The organism is Paenibacillus sp. SEL3 (assembly GCF_054602585.1).
In genome coordinates, this window is record NZ_CM137725.1 from 6,058,772 (window position 1) to 6,080,546 (window position 21,775).

The window sequence follows — 21,775 nt, forward strand, 5'->3', positions numbered from 1 at the left end:
GTTCACTGCGGGTTCAGCATCTTCCACCGAACTGGTATACAAGTGGAAGGATCAAGTGGCGTACTACAACGGCTACGGTCCAACCGAAAACTCGGTCGCGACGTCGATCTGGCCGGTATCCGAGGATGAGAGAGCTGGACAACTCATTTCCATCGGACGGCCTGTGCCGAATCACCGGGTATACATGGTGGATGGGCATGGACATTTGGCTCCGGTAGGCGTAGCAGGTGAACTGTGCGTGTCTGGTCCAGGTCTGGCGCGTGGATATCTGGATCGTCCAGAGCTGACGGCGGAGAAATTTGTAGCGAACCCGTTTGCGGCTGGTGAAGCCGGCTATGAACGAATGTACCGTACGGGTGACTTGGCGAGATGGATGCCAGATGGCAACATCGAATATTTGGGCCGGATTGACCATCAAGTAAAAATCCGGGGCTACCGGATCGAACTGGGCGAGGTCGAGGCACAAATTTTGAAAGTGGAAGACGTGCAAGAGGTTATCGTCCTGGCCCAAGCGGACGAGCAGGGGCAAAACCAACTGGTGGCGTACTATGTCGCTGAAAGAGACGTAAGCGCTGGGGAGCTGCGCAGCTTACTGGGTGAGGAGCTGCCCAACTACATGATGCCTTCGTACTTCATCCAGCTGAAGCAGATGCCGCTGACACCCAACGGTAAAATCGACCGCAAGGCCCTGCCGGCACCGGAGGACAGCCTGCAAAGCGGAGCGGATTATGTAGAACCACGTACAGCGCTGGAGCAGACGTTAGTGTCCATTTGGCAGGCTGTATTAGGAGCGAAGAGCGTCGGGATTTTGGATAATTTCTTTGATCTGGGCGGCGATTCGATCAAAGCGATCCAGGTATCGTCCCGCTTGCTGCAAGCGGGCTACAAGCTGGAGATGAAGGATTTGTTCCAATATCCGTCCATTTCACTGCTGAGCAGTCATGTACACAAAGTTAGCCGCACAGCCGATCAGCGGGTGGTTTCGGGAGCAGTTAAATTGAGCCCAATACAGCAATGGTTCTTTGGACAATCCTCAGCAGAGCCACATTATTTTAACCAATCGGTGATGCTGTATAGAGCACAAGGATTCGATGAAGCCGCATTGCATCAAACGGTGACCCAGGTGACGGAGCATCATGATGCATTGCGTATGGTCTTCCGTCAGACCGAACAGGGCTATGAAGCGTGGAATCGCGGTTTGAACGAAGGCGAGCTGTATCATCTGGACGTTGTTGATTTGACAGGCGTCGAAGACACGGCAGAGGTGGTGATGGCGATTGAAACGAAAGCCAATGCCATCCAAAGTTCCATTCGTCTGGACGAAGGACCGCTGGTGAAGCTGGGACTTTTCCGCTGCATGGATGGAGATCATTTACTGATTGCGATCCACCATTTGGTCGTAGACGGGATTTCATGGCGGATTGTGTTTGAGGATTTTGCCACTGGGTATGAGCAGGCCGTGCGGGGAGAAGCGATTCGCTTGCCATATAAAACGGACTCTTTCTCTGCTTGGGCAGAACGTTTGTCTCAATATGCGAATAGCCCGGCGATCGAAAATGAACGCGAATATTGGCAGCATCTTGCCCAAATGGAAATTGCATCGTTGCCTAAGGATCAAGAAAGAGCGGAGGGACAACATTCTCTAATCAGAGACACTGCGACGGTGAGCGTAGCTTGGAGCGAACAGGAAACCCGGCTGCTGCTGCAGGAATCACATCGGGCGTATAACACAGAGGTCAATGATCTGCTGTTAACCGCACTCGGCACCGCGTTATATAACTGGAGCGGTCAGGAGCGTGTGCTGGTCAATCTGGAGGGCCATGGCCGGGAAGCCATTGTTCCAGATATCGACATCACACGTACCGTGGGCTGGTTTACGAGCCAATATCCGGTGCTGCTTGATGTGGATGGGAAGGCAGAAGTAGGGCAGCGAATCAAGCGGGTGAAGGAAGACCTGCGCCATGTACCGTATAAGGGCATTGGCTACGGCATTTTGAAATATATGTCTCAGCATGATGTCCATCCTTCCTTGACCTTGCAGCCTGAAATTAGCTTTAACTATTTGGGACAGTTTGATCAGGACTTGGAAAATGGGGATATCAGGCTGTCTTCGCATCCAGGTGGAGAGCCGATGAGTGATCATACCGTTCTGGAGCAGCCGCTGAATGTGAACGGCATGATTACAGCAGGCGGGCTGACACTGGACATTCGCTATGACAGTAAGGTATATCAACAGCAAAATGTAGAGAACTTTGCGCAGTTGCTGCAGGAAAGCCTGCAGGAAGTGATCGCGCATTGTGCCTCCCAAGAGCGGAGCGAACTAACCCCAAGCGATGTCTTGTTCAAAGGCTTGTCGTTGGAACAACTGGAGCAATTGATGGAGCAAACGGCTTCTGTGGGCGAACTGGAAAATGTGTATGCTCTTTCGCCGATGCAGAAGGGGATGCTGTTCCATAGTCTGATGGAGCCGGACTCAGGTGCATACTTCCAGCAAGCGTCGTTTGATCAAAAAGGCAGCTTTGATGTTGAAATTTTCCGCAAGAGTCTAGATGTACTGACACAGCGTCATGAAGCACTGCGGACGAATTTCCATCGATTTGAAACAGGACATGGTCCGGAGCCATTGCAAATCGTGTTCCGTCACAAAGATAGCGATCTGTCCTTCAAGGATATACGCGAAATGCAGGAAGCGGAGCAACAGGCGTATATCCAGACGTTTAAGCAGGAAGACCAGGCTAGAGGCTTTGATCTCGGTACGGATGCACTTATGCGCGTACAGGTATTGCAAACCGATGAAGAAACGTATCATTTGGTCTGGAGCTTCCATCACATTGTCATGGATGGCTGGTGCTTATCGCTCGTTACAGGCGAAGTGTTTGGTACGTACTTTGCGCTGCTGGAGCAGAAACAGCCGGAGCTTGCTCATATCACACCATATGGCCAATATATCGAATGGCTAGAGCGTCAGGATGAACGTGCGGCACAAGAGTATTGGAGCAGCTATTTGGCTGGCTTTGAACAGCAAACCTTGTTACCTGGATTGGATACTTCATCGAAAGACCAAGCGGCTAATACTGTATTCGCTACAGCAAACGAAACCAGGGAATATGTTTCTGAAAAAATAACGGTAGATCTGGATCCAGCGTGGAGCGAAGCGATGTACCGGATTGCAAAGCAGCAGCAGGTCACGATTAATACGCTGATGCAGAGCGTGTGGGGCCTTATTTTGCAGAAATATAACAACAATGAGGATGTTGTATTCGGCAGTGTGGTATCTGGACGTCCGACGGATATTGCGGGTGTAGAGCATATGATCGGTCTGTTCATTAATACGATCCCAGTGCGGATTCAAAGTGAACAGAATGCCACGTTTGTGGACATCATGCGGAAAACGCAGGAGCAGGCACTGGCCTCAGGAGCCTATGACAGCTTCCCGCTGTATGAAATTCAGGCGCTGACCGAGCAGAAGCAGCATCTGATTAACCACATTATGGTATTTGAGAACTATCCAGTAGAGGAGCAAGTTGAGCAGCTTGGCGAAGTTCGTCCATCCGCTTTTGAAATTACGAATGTAGAGGTTGTTGAACAAACGAATTATGATCTGGACTTGATTGTGATGCCAGATGAAACCTTCCGTATCATGTTTAGATATAACGCCAATGTATACGATCGGTCTACGATCGAGCGGATGCAGGGACATGTACTGCATGTCATCGAGCAAATAATTGACAATCCGCATATCCGTGTGAATGAGCTGGAATTGGTGACACCGGAAGAGCGGGCACAGACCGTTCAGGTCTGGGGGGATACGGCGGTAGCCTATCCGCAGGATCAAACGCTAAGCGCACTGTTCGAGCAGCAGGTAGCGAACACGCCGGAGCAAGTGGCGGTGTTGTGTGGAGCGGTATCGTTGACCTACGCGGAGCTGAACGAGCGAGCCAACCGTCTCGCACGCACCTTGCGTGCGCAAGGGGTTAAACCGGATCAGCCTGTGGGCATTCTGGTTCACCGTTCATTGGACATGATTGTAGGCATCTATGCGATTCTCAAGGCCGGCGGAGCCTATGTGCCGATTGATCCGGAATATCCGGCTGATCGTATCCGCTTTATGCTGGAGGACTCGGGAGCGAAGCTGGTGCTGACGCAATCGCATCTGGCGGAGCAAGCATCGCTGAGTTTCGACGGCCAGGTGCTGGTGCTGGATCGTCAGGAGCAGGCTGGCCAAGACATTTACCACGAAGACGGTTCGAATCTGGAGCCACTGGCCGGACCGCACCATGTCGCCTATGTCATTTATACGTCCGGCTCCACGGGAAAACCGAAGGGCGTTATGGTTGAGCACCATTCCGTTCTGAACCGGATTTTGTGGATGCATGATCGGTACGGCTTGAGTGCGGAAGATACGATCCTGCAAAAGACGGCCTTCACCTTCGACGTGTCGGTGTGGGAGCTGTTCTGGTGGTCGCTGGTCGGCTCGAAGGTGAGCCTGTTGTCCGTGGGCGGGGAAAAGAACCCGGAAGAGATCGTGGACACGATTGCCCGCGACGGAGTGAGCACGATGCACTTTGTACCTGCCATGCTGCATGCGTTCCTGGAGTATGTGGAGCAGCAGCCACGGGAAGTAATGCAAGCGAAACTGGCAACGCTGCGTCATGTCTTTGCCAGTGGTGAAGCCTTGCCGCCACAGCATGTGGCTCGCTTCCAACGGCTCGTGTCGAGCCTGACCGGAGCGAAGCTGATCAACCTGTACGGTCCAACCGAAGCGACGGTGGACGTATCGTACTTTGATTGCGAGCCGACGGAAGAATATGCAGTCATTCCGATCGGAAAACCGATTCAAAACATTCGCCTGTACATCGTGAAGGAAGGCACGGAGCAATTGCAGCCGATTGGGGTTGCAGGGGAGTTGTGCATCGGTGGTGTCGGTGTGGCACGTGGGTATCTGAACCGTCCGGAGCTGACGGCCGAGAAATTTGTGAAAGATCCGTTTGCCGGCGGGGAAGCCGGGTATGAGCGGATGTACCGCACCGGCGATTTGGCGAGATGGATGCCGGACGGCAACATTGAATATTTGGGCCGGATCGACCATCAGGTGAAAATCCGGGGGTACCGGATTGAGCTCGGCGAGGTCGAAACGCAGCTGCTCCAAGTAGCGTCCGTGCGAGAAGCGGTTGTCATGGCTCGTGCAGACGAAACGGGACAAAAACAAATGGTGGCCTACTATGTTGCTGGACAAGAGATCGGTGCCAGCGAGCTGAGAAGTGAGCTGGGCCGGGAACTGCCAAGCTACATGGTGCCGTCCTACTTTGTACAACTGGAACAAATGCCGCTGAGTCCAAATGGAAAAATTGACCGCAAGGCCCTACCAGCACCGGAAGGCAGCCTGCAAAGCGGAGCCGATTATGTCGCACCGCGGACGTGGGTGGAAGTGAAGCTGGCGCAAATTTGGCAGGATGTGCTGGGCCTGGCGCAGGTCGGCGTGAAGGAAAATTTCTTTGAGATTGGTGGACACTCGCTGCGGGCGACGACACTGGCCTCGAAGATTCACAAGGAGTTGAACAAGCCGCTTCCCCTGCGCAGTATTTTTGAAGCACCCACGATTGAACAACTGGCAGCCGTTCTGGAAGGTCTGGATCAAGTGGTGTACGCGTCCATTCCGGTAACAGAAGAACGCAGCTTCTACCCGTTATCTTCAGCACAAAAACGACTGTATGTACTGCATCAGTTTGATCCAAGTGATGTGAACTACAACATGCCGTCAGTGCTGCAAGTGAGCGGTCCGCTGGATGTGAAACGAGTAGAAGACGTGTTCCGTCAACTAATCGATCGTCATGCAACCTTGCGTACCCGCTTTGAGCTGGTAGACAATGAGCCGATGCAATGGATTGAGGATACCGTGCCATTCGAGGTGGAATATACGAAGGTACAGGTAGAGAGTGTGATTACGGATACGGATCAGGACACAGCTACAGGAATGGATACAACTACAGCTACGTACACGAGGATTAGCCAGGAAGCACAAGAACGGGTACGGCAGTTTATCCGTCCGTTTGATCTAAAAGCTGCACCGCTGCTGCGGGTAGGCTTGGTGGATCTGGGTGTCCAAGGAGTAGAGCAAGAATCCCAGCATTTACTCATGCTCGACATGCACCATATCGTTTCGGATGGCGTGTCGATGGAGGTACTGACCGATGAGTTTGTCCGCTTGTATGGCGGTGAAGAACTGTCGCCATTGCGGATTCAGTACAAGGATTATGCCGTATGGCAGCAAAGCGAAACCCATCAGGAGTGGATGCAGCGTCAGGAAGCGTACTGGCTGGGCACCTTCCGGGGCGGAGTGCCTGTACTGGATCTGTCAACCGACTTTGCCCGTCCGGCGGTGCAGAGTACGGCAGGGGATACGATCGAGTTTGCACTGGGGCGTGAGGTTAGTGAACGCCTGAAAGAACTGGCTTCGCAAACAGGCGCTACCCTGTATATGGTGCTGCTGGCGGCGTACACTACGCTCTTGCACAAATATACAGGCCAAGAGGACATTGTTGTCGGCACGCCGATTGCAGGACGACCGCATGCGGAGCTCAGTAATCTGGTGGGTATCTTCATTAACACGCTGGCGATTCGCAATTATCCGTCCAGCGACAAAACGTTCCTGGATTATCTGCAAGAGGTGAAGGAGCATGCGCTCAGTGCTTATGAGCATCAGGACTATCCTTTTGAAGAACTGGTTGAACAGCTGAATTTGACAAGAGATACGAGCCGAAATGCGCTGTTTGACACGATGTTTGAGTTGAAAACCTTGGAGCAACAGGAGTTACTGCTGGAAGGTTTGACCTTGAGCTCCTATCCACTGGAAAATCATACGGCCAAGTTTGATCTGACTTTAGATGCAGTGGAGCAGCCAGAAGGCATTCTGTGCAGTCTAGAATATAGCACGGCGTTGTACAAGCCTGAGACCATGACGCGATTGGCACAGCATTTTGCGGAAATCGTTCGAGCTATTGCATACCATCCACAACAGCCCCTGGCAACTTTGAATATGGTAACCGTTGAGGAAAAGGAGCAACTCATCTACGGTTTTGGAGAAGTGGGAGTAACGGGCGGTGCCGCAGTTGAAGCAGGAGCCCTGTTCCATACCTTTGTGGAAGAACAGGCTCAGCTTGTACCAGATCACGTGGCGGTGGTGTACGAGGAGCAACAGCTGACGTACCGGAAACTGAACGAGCGCGCGAACCAATTGGCGCGGAGATTGCGGAATGAAGGCGTTGGACGCGAGTCGATTGTCGGCATTTTGAGTGAACGCTCGGTAGACATGCTGGTCGGCGTACTGGCGGTGTGGAAAGCGGGAGGCGCCTATGTGCCGCTGGATGCAGACTATCCGTCTGAACGGATTCGTTTCATGCTGGAGGACAGTGGTGCGACGGTATTGTTGACCCAAATCGGCTTACAGGAGCAAGCACAGATATGGCTTGGGGAAAGCCGACAGGCCTTGGCCGGAGGGCAGACTGAGGGTGAGTTGGAAACAGCGGCTGGTGCTGAAACGATGGAAAGAGACAGCCTAAATGAAAACTTAGGCTCAAAATCAGATTCGAAGTCTGACAGCGAAGCAGCATCCGAACCGGCAACAGGGCTGCGTCTGCATACCGTATTGGCATTGGACGATGAGTCACTGTACACCGGAGATACGACAGACGTCGATCACATCAACGAACCGCACGATTTGGCGTATGTGATCTATACATCCGGGACAACCGGACGGCCGAAGGGCGTCATGATCGAGCATCACAGCTTGGTGAATACGGCTGCGGCGTATCGCAGGGATTATCGCCTGAACCAATTCCCAGTCCGACTGCTGCAACTGGCGAGCTTCTCTTTCGACGTATTCGTCGGGGATATCGCGCGGACGCTCTATAACGGCGGCACGATGGTCATTTGTCCGAAAGACGACCGGATTGATTTCAGCCGTCTGCACGGATGGATTCGCGATGTCCAGATTACCGTGTTCGAATCGACTCCGGCCCTGATCGTACCGTTTATGCAGCATGTGCATGAACAGGGGCTGGACATGAGCAGTCTGGAGCTGCTGATCACGAGCTCGGATAGTTGCAGCGTGACGGACTACCGAGTGCTGCAAGAGCGGTTTGGTGCGGATATCCGCATTATGAACAGCTACGGCGTCACCGAAGCGGCGATTGACTCCAGCTTCTACGACGAAGAGCTGTCGAAGCTGCCAAGCAGCGGCCATGTGCCGATTGGTCAGGCGTGGCTGAACGCACGCTTCTACATTGTGGACAGCCAGCTGAATCCGGTGCCGATCGGCGTACTGGGTGAGCTGTGCATTGGCGGAGCCGGGGTGGCACGAGGCTACCTGAATCGTGCAGACCTGACAGCCGAGAAATTCGTAGCGAATCCGTATGTACCAGGTGAACGGTTGTACCGTACAGGCGATTTGGCGCGATGGATGCCGGACGGCAATGTAGACTTTATCGGCCGGATGGATGATCAAGTCAAAATCCGGGGCTTCCGGATTGAACTGGGCGAGGTGGAAGCGCAGCTGCTGACCGTGGACGGCATTCAGAAAGCCATCGTCACCGCCTGGGAAAACGAAGACGGAGACAAGGATCTGTGTGCGTATGTCGTAGCCTCGGAGGCGCTGAATTTGCCGGATCTGCGCAGCACACTCCAGCCCAAACTGCCGGGCTATATGATCCCGACCTATGTCGTACAACTGGATCGTTTCCCGCTGACACCGAACGGAAAAATTGACCGCAAAGCGTTGCCTGCGCCAGAAGCGCGCCTCGAAGGAGGCACGGCGTACGTGGCACCGCGCACACCGCTGGAAGAGCAGTTGGTACGTATTTGGCAAAGCGTTCTGAATCATCATCAAATAGGCATCCAGGATAACTTCTTTGAAGTGGGAGGACATTCTCTGCGCGCTACCACCCTGATGGCGAAAATCCATCAGGAGCTGAATCACAAGCTGGCGTTGCGAGATATTTTCCAATATCCGACGATTGAGCAACTGGTGCAGTTGATGGGTGAAGATCAGACCCAGCAAACGTATGTATCTATTCCTGTGGTGGAGGAGCGTGAATATTATCCTGTTTCCTCGGCGCAAAAACGGATGTACGTGCTGAGTCACCTGGAAGGTGGAGAGGTTAGCTACAACATGCCAGGAGCGTTGATTATCGAAGGTTCCTTGGATAAAATGCGACTGGAACAAGCCTTCCGCCAGCTGATTGCCCGTCATGAAGCCCTGCGAACCCGATTCGAGATGGTGGATGGTGAGGTGATTCAACGGATTGAATCGGGCGTCGCATTCAGCGTGGAGCATGTGCAGGCAAGCGAAGAAGAGACCCAGCAGTATGCCCAAGACTTTGTACGCGCATTTGATCTCGCACAAGCACCATTGCTGCGGGTTCAGCTGGTGGAAACCGGACCGGAGCGTCACGTCATGCTCTATGACATGCACCATATTATTTCGGATGGCGTCACGGAAGGAATTATCGTGCAGGAGTTCTCTCAATTGTATGAAGGCAAGGAACTGCCGCCACTCCGTATTCAGTACAAGGACTATGCGGTTTGGCAGCATGCAGATATGCAAAGTGAGCGGCTTCGTGAGCAGGAAAGCTATTGGCTAAACACGATGGCTGGTGACATTCCAGCGCTGGATATGCCAACGGATTTTGCAAGACCAGTCGTACAGCGTCTGGAAGGAGCGCGATTGGAATTTGCGATCAGCCTGGAGGACAGCGAACAGTTGAAACAGCTGTCCGCGCAAACCGGCTCCACCTTGTACATGGTATTGCTGGCCGCGTATAGCACGCTTTTGCATAAATATTCGGGACAGGAAGACATTATCGTCGGCACGCCGATTGCCGGAAGACCGCATGCGGAGCTGGAGGGCTTGGTAGGCGTATTCCTCAACACGCTGGCGATCCGCAATTATCCGGCTGGTGACAAAACGTTCCTAGATTACTTGCAAGAGGTCAAAGAGCATGCGCTCAGTGCTTACGAACATCAGGAATATCCTTTTGAAGAGCTGGTTGAAAAGCTGAATTTAACGCGGGATACGAGCCGGAATGCGCTGTTTGACACGATGTTTGAGTTGAAAACATTTGAGCAGCAGGAGTTCGAGCTGGAAGGTCTGACCTTTAAAACGTATCCGACAGACAATCATACGGCCAAATTTGATCTGACCTTGGATGCCGTGGAGCAGCCGGAAGGCATTCTGTGCAGTCTGGAATACAGCACGGCGCTGTACAAGCCTGAGACCATCGCGCGATTGGCACAGCATTTTACCGAACTTGTACGTGCGATTACTCTTCATCCGCAGCAGCCACTGGCAGCTTTGGATATGGTAACTGTCGAGGAGAAGGCACAAATCATCTACGGCTTTGGAGATGTGGGAGTATCGGATGTTACTGCTGAAGCAGGAGGCTTATTCCATACTTATGTAGAAGAACAGACCCAGCTTATACCAGATCATGTGGCGGTGGTGTACGAGGAACAACAACTGACGTACCGCACACTGAACGAGCGTGCGAACCAATTAGCCCGTAGACTGCGAAATGAAGGCATTGGACGCGAGTCGATTGTTGGCATTTTGAGTGAACGTTCGGTCGACATGCTGGTTGGCGTACTGGCGGTGTGGAAGGCAGGAGGCGCCTATGTGCCGCTGGATGCAGATTATCCGTCCGAACGTATTCGTTTCATGCTGGAGGACAGTGGTGCGACGGTACTGTTGACCCAAATCGGCTTGCAGGAGCGTGCACAGGCATGGCTCGAGGAAAGCCAACCTACATCCGAACCCGCAACAGGGCTGCGTCTGCACACCGTACTGGCACTGGACGATGAGTCGCTGTACACCGGAGATACCTCAGACGTCAATCACATCAACGAACCGCAGGATCTGGCGTATGTGATCTACACGTCGGGGACAACAGGACGTCCGAAGGGCGTCATGATCGAGCATCGCAGCTTGGTGAATACCGCCGCGGCGTATCGTCGGGATTATCGCCTGAACCAGTTCCCGGTACGTTTGCTGCAGCTGGCAAGCTTCTCCTTCGACGTGTTCGTCGGCGATATTGCCCGGACGCTCTATAACGGCGGAACGATGGTTATCTGTCCGAAAGACGACCGGATTGACCCGAGCCGTCTGTATGGCTGGATTCGTGACTACCAGATTACCGTGTTCGAATCGACTCCAGCCCTGATCGTACCGTTCATGCAGCATGTATATGAGCAGGGACTGGACATGAGCAGTCTGGAATTGCTGATTACCAGCTCGGATAGCTGCAGCGTGACGGATTACCGGGTGCTGCAAGAACGGTTTGGCGCGAATATCCGCATTATGAACAGCTACGGCGTTACGGAAGCGGCGATCGACTCTAGCTTCTACGACGAAGAACTGTTGAAGCTGCCGGACAGTGGCAGTGTACCGATTGGTCAGGCGTGGCTGAATGCACGGTTTTACATCTTGGACAGCCAGCTATATCCGGTGCCGATCGGCGTACTGGGCGAGTTGTGCATCGGTGGAATTGGGGTAGCACGGGGATACCTGAACCGTGCGGACCTGACGGCCGAGAAATTCGTAGCCAATCCGTTCGTGCCAGGTGAACGATTATACCGCACAGGTGACTTGGCGCGATGGATGCCGGACGGCAATGTGGACTTTATCGGCCGGATGGACTATCAAGTGAAAATCCGGGGCTATCGGATCGAGCTGGGCGAGATCGAAACGGCGATCCAGCGGGTGCCGGGTGTACGTCAAGCGGTAGTCATCGACCGGACGGATGAGCGTGGACACAAGTACTTGTGCGGATACATCACAGGAGAAGCTGAGCTGCGGATCGAGGAGGTACAGGCCGAACTGGAAGCCGGACTGCCAGCGCACATGGTGCCTGCACGTTTGATGCGACTGGAGACGATCCCGCTGACCAGCAACGGTAAAATCGACCGTAAGGCCTTGCCGGAACCGGAAGGAAGCATCCATACGGGTGCAGCCTATGTGGCACCGCGTACCACGGTGGAGCAAGTACTGGCTGCGGTATGGGCCGGGGTGCTCGGCGTGGAAGCGGTAGGCACGCAGGATAACTTCTTTGAACTGGGTGGCGATTCGATCAAGGCCTTGCAAGTATCCTCCCGATTGCTGCAAGCAGGTTATCGACTGGAGATGAAAGACCTGTTCAGTCATCCAACCGTGTCTGCCTTGGCACTGAAAGTTCAATCGGTGACCCGATTGGCGGATCAGAGCGAAGTGGTGGGCGCTGTGAAGCTGACACCTGTTCAACACTGGTTCTTTGAGCAAAACCTGACGGATGCTCATCATCATAACCAGTCCATCATGCTGCATAGCAAGGACGGTTTTGATGAACCGGCCCTGCGCACGGCGATGGATCAAATCGTTAGCCATCACGACGCACTGCGGATCGTTTTCCGTCCTACGGAGCACGGATATGAAGCCTGGAACCGCGCAATTGGGGAGGGCGAGCTGTATACGCTGGAACGTATAGACCTCAGCCATGAGACTGAGGTGTCAGCGGCGATCGAGGCTAAAGTGAATGAAATTCAGGCGGGTATTCAGTTAAGCGAAGGACCGCTGGTGAAACTGGGGCTGTTCCATTGCCCAGATGGTGATCATTTGCTGATGGCGATTCATCACTTGGTGGTGGATACCGTATCTTGGCGCATTTTGTTCGAGGATATTACAACCGCCTACGAGCAGGCATTGAACGGACAAACGGCTCGCCTTCCGCACAAAACGGATTCGTTCCGCACCTGGGCGGATGGGCAGTCTCAATATGCGAATAGTCCGGCCATGGCGGCAGAACTCGCATTCTGGCAGGAAATGGAACAGGGCGTATATCAGCCGCTTCCAAAAGACGAGTCCCCTTCTCATTCCTTGAATAGGGACAGCGAGAACATGACAGTTACGTGGACAGCTCAGGAAACGGAGCAGCTGTTAAAACAGGTGCATCGTGCCTACAACACGGAGATGAATGATTTACTGCTTACCGCCTTAGGACTGACTATTCATCGCTGGGCGGGCCTGGAACGAGTGCTCGTGAGCCTGGAAGGCCATGGGCGGGAATCCATTCTGCCAGAACTGGATATTACGCGCACCGTGGGCTGGTTTACGACCCAATTCCCGGTGGTGCTGGATATGAGCGTGGGGCAAGACCTTTCACAGCGCATCAAACAGGTGAAAGAAGGACTCCGCCGCATTCCGCAAAAGGGCATTGGCTACGGGATGTTGAGATACCTGTCCGCAGCATGTGAGCCAGAGCGTTTTGTGACCGAACCTGAAATCAGCTTTAACTATTTGGGACAATTTGATCAAGATATGCAAAGTCAGTCCTTTGGCGTATCTCCTTACTCTAGCGGTGCAGAGCTTAGCGCCCATGCAGCCAGAACGCACACGCTGGATATGAACGGACTGATTTCGGAAGGCAAGCTGCAATTGACAATCAGCTACAGCAAGCAGGAATATCGCCATGAAACGATGGAGCAGTTAGCTGAACAGTTCAGAACCAGCTTGCAGGAAATCATTGCGCATTGTGTAGGCCGCAAACAGCAAGAGCTGACGCCAAGCGATGTCATGCTTAAACATGTAACGATGGCCGAGCTGGATCAATTGGTAGAACGGACTCGTGACATCGGGGAACTGGAAAATGTCTATGCGTTGACGCCGATGCAAAAAGGCATGTTGTTCCATAGTCTGATGGATGCAGCATCCGGGGCTTATTTTGAACAAACGACCTTTGATTTGCACGGACGTTTCCAAGCGGATATTTTCCAGGATAGCTTGAATCATTTGGCGCAGCGGCATGAGATCTTTAGAGCTAATTTCATCAGCGGTTGGCAGGATGAGCCTGTGCAGGTGATTTTCCGCCGCAAGGAGGTTGGTTTCAGATGTGAAGATTTGCGTCATCTGAATGAGCAGGAGCGTGACGCGTATGTGCAGGAATTTATTCGCAAGGACAAGGCAGCCGGATTCGATTTGTCCCGGGATGCGTTGATGCGCGTGGCGATTTTACGAACAGGTGATGAGGATTATTATTTTGTGTGGAGCTCTCATCACATCTTGATGGATGGCTGGTGTGTGGCTTTAGTCACAGATGAGGTGTTTGAGGCTTATTTTGCAGCCGTGGAGCATAGACAGCCGAAGCTTGCCCCCGTGACTCCATACAGTCAGTATATTGAGTGGCTTGAAGCACAGGATGAAGCAGCAGCAGCTTCCTACTGGAAGGATTATTTGCTCGGCTATGATCAGCAAACTTCGATTCCGACCGGAAAAGTAGGCGTGAAAGCGGGCGATGCCCAATTTGAGCATATCCTGTGCGATCTGGGCAAAGACTTGACCGGGCGTATGGAAATGGTGGCCAAGCAGCATCACGTGACCCCGAATACATTGCTGCAAACAGCTTGGGGATTGCTGCTCCAAAAGTACAACGGTAGTGACGACGCTGTTTTTGGCGGTGTAGTGTCTGGTCGTCCAGCGGATATTTCGGGGATCGAAAACATGGTGGGCTTGTTCATTAACACCATTCCAATACGTATCCGCAGTGGGGCTGACGATACCTTTGCCGACCTGATCAGAACGAATCAGAAACAGGCGCTGACTTCTCAAGATTATGAAACGTATCCGCTGTATGAAATTCAAGCCTTGACCGAGCAAAAGCAAGACCTGATCAACCACATTATCGTGTTTGAAAACTATCCGGTGGAGGAGCAGGTCGAGCAACTTGGGGAAGGTGCAGCGTCGGATTTTGAAATTCGCAATGCCGGCATGATTGAACAAACCAACTATGATTTCAATCTGGTCGTTATGCCGCAGGAAGCGATGAAAATCCGATTTGAATACAATGCGAAGTTATATGATCGGGAAGCCGTTGAACGGACTCAGGGCCATCTGATACAGCTGTTGGAGCAGGTGGTAGCGAAGCCGGACATTCGGGTGCAGGAGCTGGATATGGTAAGTGAGCAGGAGCGTGAACAAATTCTCACCGTATGGGGCAATACAGCTGCTGAGTATCCAAGCGAGCAAACGATTCATGGCTTGTTCGAGACACAAACGGCGCAGACACCGGAACAGCCAGCGTTGTTCTTCGAAGGAGAGCAATTGACCTATCGCGAGCTGAATGAACGCGCCAATCGTCTGGCTCGTACCTTGCGTAGTCAAGGCGTGACGAAGGATCGATTGGTGGGTCTGATGACCGAGCGTTCGGTAGACTTGATCGTGGGGATCTTAGGCATTTTGAAAGCTGGGGGCGCATATGTCCCCATCGATCCGACCTATCCGGAGGAGCGTATCCGCTACATGCTGGACGACTCGGGAGTAGAGCTGTTGTTAACGCAAAGCCATCTGGTGGACAAAGTAGCTTTTGATGGTCAGGTACTGGTGCTGAATGGAGCACAAAGTGTGTATCACGAGGATGGTTCCAATCTGGAGCCGTTGTCTGGTCCGAACGATCTGGCCTATGTCATTTATACGTCAGGTACGACGGGGCAGCCGAAGGGTGTCATGGTAGAGCATCGTAATGTCGTACGTTTGGTGAAAAATACAAACTACGCGCAGTTGGATGCTGACACGTGCATTTTGCAGACAGGGGCTATTGTTTTCGACGCATCCACCTTCGAAATTTGGGGCGCTCTATTAAACGGTGGACAGCTGGTGCTAGTGAGTCAGGATATCATTTTGGACGTGCTCAAGCTTAAGGAAGCAGTGCGCAGTCACGGTATTACCACGATGTTTCTGACCACACCGCTCTTTAACCAGTTGTCTCAGCAGGATTTGGCGCTGTTCGAGGGGATACGGGAACTGCTGGTCGGCGGTGATGTGATGTCCGTACCACATATGAACCGGGTGCTGGAGGCCCATCCGTCCCTGCGAATCAGTAACATCTATGGCCCGACTGAAAATACGACTTTTTCCACAGTGCATGCGATCACCGGTGTGCAATCGGAATCGGTGCCAATTGGTAGACCGATCCATAATTCAACAGCGTACGTCGTGGACCGTTCGATGCGGCTTCAACCCGTCGGGGTATGGGGTGAACTGCTGGTAGGCGGTGACGGGGTGGCACGTGGATACCGCAACCGTCCGGACCTGACATCCGAAAGGTTCATTGATAGCCCGTTCCGTAGCGGAGAACGCTGCTATCGCACAGGTGACACGGTACGCTTAAATGTGGACGGTACGCTTGAATATAAGGGGCGGATCGATTCGCAGGTGAAAATTCGGGGCTACCGGATCGAACTGGGCGAGGTAGAAACGCAGCTGTTGAAGCTGGAGGCAGTGCGAGAAGCTGTGGTCATCGCACGGGAAGATGAGCAAGGGCAGAAGCAGCTCTGCGCTTATGTGGTCGCCGATGAGGAAGTTGTCGCAAGTGAGCTACGCAGCGATTTGAGCCAGAAGCTGCCGGGTTACATGATCCCTTCCTATCTGGTACAGCTGGAACAAATGCCGCTGACACCGAACGGTAAAATCGACCGCAAGGCTCTACCAGCACCAGAAGACAGCCTGCAAAGCGTAGCCGACTATGTCGCACCGCGGACGTGGGTGGAAGTGAAGTTGGCGCAAATCTGGCAGGATGTGCTGGGCCTGGCGCAGGTCGGCGTGAAGGAAAACTTCTTCGAGATTGGTGGACATTCACTGCGGGCGACGACGCTCGCCTCGAGGATTCACAAGGAGCTGAACAAGCCGCTTCCACTACGCAGTATTTTTGAAGCACCAACGATTGAGCAATTGGCAGTCGTACTGGAATATCTGGATCAAGTAACATATGCGTCCATTCCAGTAACGGAAGAACGCAACTTCTACCCGTTATCGTCGGCGCAAAAACGACTGTATGTGCTGCATCAGTTCGACCCGAATGATGTGAACTATAACATGCCGTCAGTGCTGCAAGTGAGTGGTCCGCTGGACGTGAAGCGAGTGGAGGACGTGTTCCGTCAACTGGTCGCCCGCCATGCAACTTTGCGTACCCGCTTTGAGCTGGTGGACAGTGAGCCGGTGCAATGGATTGAGGACACCGTGCCGTTCGAGGTGGAGTATACAAAGGTACAGGTAGAGGGTGCGACTACGGATACAGACCAGGACACAACCACGGATGCGGACACGATGGTCAGCCAGGAAGTACAAGAACGGGTGCGGCAGTTTGTACGACCGTTCGATCTGAAAGCTGCTCCGCTGCTGCGAGTAGGCTTGGTAGATTTGGGCGTACAAGGAACCGAGCAGGAACCGCAGCATTTACTCATGCTCGATATGCACCACATCGTTTCGGATGGCGTGTCCATGGGTGTACTGACCGATGAATTTGTCCGCTTGTACGACGGTGAAGAGCTATTACCATTGCGGATACAATACAAGGATTATGCGGTATGGCAGCAAAGCGAAGCCCATCAAGAGTGGATGCAACGTCAGGAAGCGTACTGGCTGGGCGCCTTCCAGGGTGAGCTGCCAGTGCTGGATGTACCTACGGACTTTGCCCGTCCGGCGGTGCGAAGTACGGCAGGCGATACGGTGGTGTTCGGACTGGAACGTGAAGTCAGCGAACGGCTGAAAGAACTGGCGGCGTACACAGGCTCCACGCTGTATATGGTGCTGCTGGCAGCGTACACTGCACTCCTACACCAATACAGCGGGCAAGAAGATATCGTAGTCGGCACACCAATTGCCGGACGGCCGCATGCCGATCTGGAGCCGATGATTGGGATGTTCGTCGGAACGCTGGCATTGCGGAACTATCCGACGTCAGAGCAAAGCTTCCGAAGCTATGTGGAGGATGTGAAGACGCGTGCCCTGCAAGCTTACGAGCACCAGGACTATCCGTTTGAGGAGCTAGTGGAAAAGCTGAACGTGAAGCGGGATATGAGCCGCCATCCGCTGTTCGATACGATGTTTACGCTGCAAACGACTGAGGAAGGCGAACTGCAACTGGCAAACCTGAGCTTCCGTCCATACGGCCTGGAACAAACGCCAGTCAAGTTTGATTTGATGATGGAAGCTAGAGAGGAAGAGGCAGGCATCCAGTTTGGATTGCAGTATGCAACTGCGTTGTACGAGCGCGAAACGGTAGAACGGATGACGCGTCACTTTGTTCGCTTGGTCGAAGCCGTGGCGGCGAATCCGGATGCGAAGCTGGGAGAGCTGGAGTTGATTACGGCGGAAGAAACCGAGCAGATTCTGAAGGTGTTCAATGATCCGAATGCACATAGCGTGCGTTGTGCTGAACACAGACAGGTGCAAGGTCATTCGCTCAGCGAACGCTTTGAAGAGCAAGCTGAGCGCAACCCTGAGCGGATAGCCGTTGTGTCTGGGGCCACCGCGCTGACCTACACTGAGCTGAATGAGCGTGCGAACCAATTGGCTCGTGTGTTACGAGCCAAAGGGGTCGAAGCAGATCAACCGGTGGGCGTATTGCTGGAACGTTCTGCGGATATTCTGGTGAGCATTCTGGGGGTACTGAAGGCCGGAGGCGCGTATGTGCCGATGGATACGATGTATCCGCAGGAGCGCATCGACTACATGCTCCAAGACAGTGGGACCAAGGTCGTGATTACAAGCAGAGTTGCCCATCTGTCGCTTAGCTTGCCATCCACAGTTCGAGCTGTAGTCTTGGATGACGAGAACGTTCAAGCTCAACTGGGAGCACAGGATGCGAGCAACCTGATCCCTGTCGCCGGCCCGCATAACCTGGCCTATATGATTTACACGTCAGGCACCACCGGTCAGCCGAAAGGGGTCATGATCGAGCAGGGCAGTGTTAGCAATCTGGTAGATGCTTTACGGGAGCGAGTATACAGCCGCTACGAACAGCCGCTTCATGTCGCATGGCTGTCAGCATTTGTATTTGACGCTTCGGTGAAGCAAATCTTTGCCAGCTTGCTGTTAGGCCACACTCTGCATGTGGTGTCCCGTGACGTCAGTCTGAGCGGAGAGCATTTGATCGCCTACTACCGTATGCACCGGATCGACCTGTCGGACGGCACACCTGCGCATCTGCATATTTTAAACGAAAGCGTCAGCGTGACCGAAGCGCCGGATGTGAAGCATTACCTGATCGGAGGCGAAGCCTTATCCGTGCAGCTGGTCCATGTGTTCCTACACAAGTGGGTCGGGTATCGTCCGGTCATTACGAACGTGTATGGTCCGACCGAAACGACGGTAGATGCGACGGCTTATACGATTGAAGATGTAGAGTCCCTGCATGTACTGCTGGAAAAAGGAGAGCATACGGTATCCATCGGAACGCCGATCGCGAACCAGTCGGTGTACATCCTGAACAGCCAGCAACAGCTGGTGCCGATCGGTATCGCGGGTGAGCTCTATATCGGGGGTGCAGGTATCGCACGGGGATACCTCAACCTGCCGGAACTGACGGCTGAGAAGTTTATTCCGAATCCGTTCGCTGATGCGACGGCCGCTGATCAAGCGGACAGCACTTTCGCAAACCGGATGTACCGAACGGGCGACCTGGCACGGTGGTTGCCAGACGGCAGCATTGAGTATTTGGGCCGGATTGACCATCAGGTGAAAATCCGGGGTTACCGGATCGAGCTGGGCGAAGTGGAAGCGCAGCTGCTGACCGTGGATGGCATTCAGAAAGCCGTGGTCACAGCATGGGAAAACGAAGACGGACACAAGGACCTGTGTGCCTACATCATAGCTTCAGCGTCCCTGAGTTTGCCGGAGCTGCGCAATGCGCTGCAGCCGAAGCTGCCGGATTACATGATCCCGACGTATGTGGTACAACTGGATCGTTTCCCGCTGACACCGAACGGGAAAATCGACCGCAAGGCGCTGCCGGCGCCGGAAGCACGCCTCGAAGGAGGCCTGGAGTACGTTGCACCGCGGACGCCGCTGGAAGCCAAGCTAGCCCAAATCTGGCAGGATGTCTTGAAGCTGTCCAGCGTAGGAGTCACCGACTCATTCTTTGACGTGGGTGGGCACTCCCTGCGGGCAACGACGCTGGTGGCCAAAATCCATCAGGAACTGGACAGCCGGATTACGCTGCGTGAGGTGTTCCAACACTTTACGATTGAGCAGCAAGCCCAGCTCATCGCAACGCACGGCACAGACACCTATACGGTGATTCCTGCGGCGGCGCAACAGGCGTACTACCCGGTTTCCTCGGCTCAAAAAAGACTGTACATTTTGAGCCATCTGGAAGGTGGGGATCTCAGCTACAATATGCCGGGTGTATTAACCGTGGAGGGGCCGCTTCAGGTCGATCGGCTGGAGGATGCGTTCCGTCAGTTAATAGCCCGCCATGAAACGCTGCGGACTTCTTTTGAAATGGTGGAAGGCGAGGTCGTTCAGCGGGTGTACGATCAAGTGGAGTTTGCAGTAGAGCACCTGCAGGCCAGGGAGTCCGAAGCCGATGCCTATATCGAGTCCTTTGTGCGCAGCTTTGACCTTCGTCAGGCACCACTGCTGCGTGTCCGTCTTCTTCAAACCGGACCAGAGCGCCATCTCCTGATGTACGATATGCACCATATTATTTCAGACGGTGTATCGTCGAACAATATCGTGCAGGAGCTGGTACAACTGTACGAAGGGCAGGAATTGGAGCCGCTGCAAATTCAGTACAAGGACTACGCCGTGTGGCAGCAGCAGGAGATGCAGCGTGAATCATACCAACGCCGGGAACACTTCTGGCTGGAGCATTTAGCCGGAGAATTGCCGGTACTGGATTTGCCAATTGCTTATCCTAGACCTGCTGTTCGCAGCTTCGAGGGTGCGATGTATGAATTTACAGTGGACGCGAATGTATCCGAGCAACTGCACCGAATTGCGGCACAGACCGGAAGTACACTGTACATGGTACTGTTGAGCGCCTACACCGTTCTGCTGTCCAAATACAGCGGTCAGGACGATTTGATCATCGGTACGCCGGTAGCAGGCCGCTTGTTGCCTGAGCTGGAGCCACTGATCGGAATGTTCGTCAACACGCTAGCCATCCGGCATCAGCCGAGGGGCAACCAAACGTTCCACAGCTACTTGCAGGAAGCCAGAGATCGTACGCTGCAAGCCTTCGAGCATCAGGATTATCCACTGGAAGAGTTGGTGGAAAAGCTGGATGTAACACGGGATGCAAGCCGTAACCCGTTATTCGACACCATGTTTGTACTGGAAAACACAGAGTCGCCGGAAGCGCAGCTTGAAACGTTGTCCTTCAGCCCGTATGTTCGGGAGCATCGTATTTCCAAATTCGATTTGACTTTGTCTATGAGTGATGAAGATGGGGAGATGAAGGGTTCGTTTGAATATTGCACGAAGCTATTTGGGGCTGACGCTATTGAGAGATTAACCAGAGATTTGATAGCGATCCTGTCCCAGATTGGAATCGATCCAGATTTGCTGTTAAGCGATATTCAGGTGAACTCGGACGAGCAGCCGGAAGGCTTCTCACCGGATTCCATCGACTTTGTTTTCTAAAATGCAATGATTTCACTTTGCGAGTGCAGAGGGTGGCGGCTTGTCCGACTGCCCTTGCCTGCAAAGTATTCTTTTTCCGACACAATGATCATCTACTAACATTAAAAAAATAGCAAAAACAATTCCATTTGAAAATTTAAGTATTATAAAACAATTCGTCGAGTTTAGGTTGATTATGCACATTATATATTAGGGGAAGAGTATAAGATGGATTAGCTCCATTTTATGCTCCGAATTGTTTAGATTATTTAAAAGGTACCACTTTGAATAAGCTCAATGAACTCTAACAAAAGAAGACCCGCGTTTCAATAACGCGGGTCTTCTTTTGTTAGA

The 21,775-nt window shown here is 53.1% G+C and carries 1 protein-coding gene (only partly in view); it reads left to right on the top strand.

Going from position 1 to position 21,775, the window contains the following annotated elements; all coding sequences use genetic code 11:
• Window positions 1–21,442: the 3' portion of a non-ribosomal peptide synthase/polyketide synthase gene (locus tag ACYCS5_RS27545; RefSeq protein WP_459760460.1), read on the top strand. It extends 20,756 nt beyond the left edge of the window; only the last 21,442 of its 42,198 coding nucleotides appear in the window; the start codon falls outside the window, past its left edge; the stop codon is at window positions 21,440–21,442.
• Window positions 21,443–21,775 lie beyond the last annotated feature (333 nt).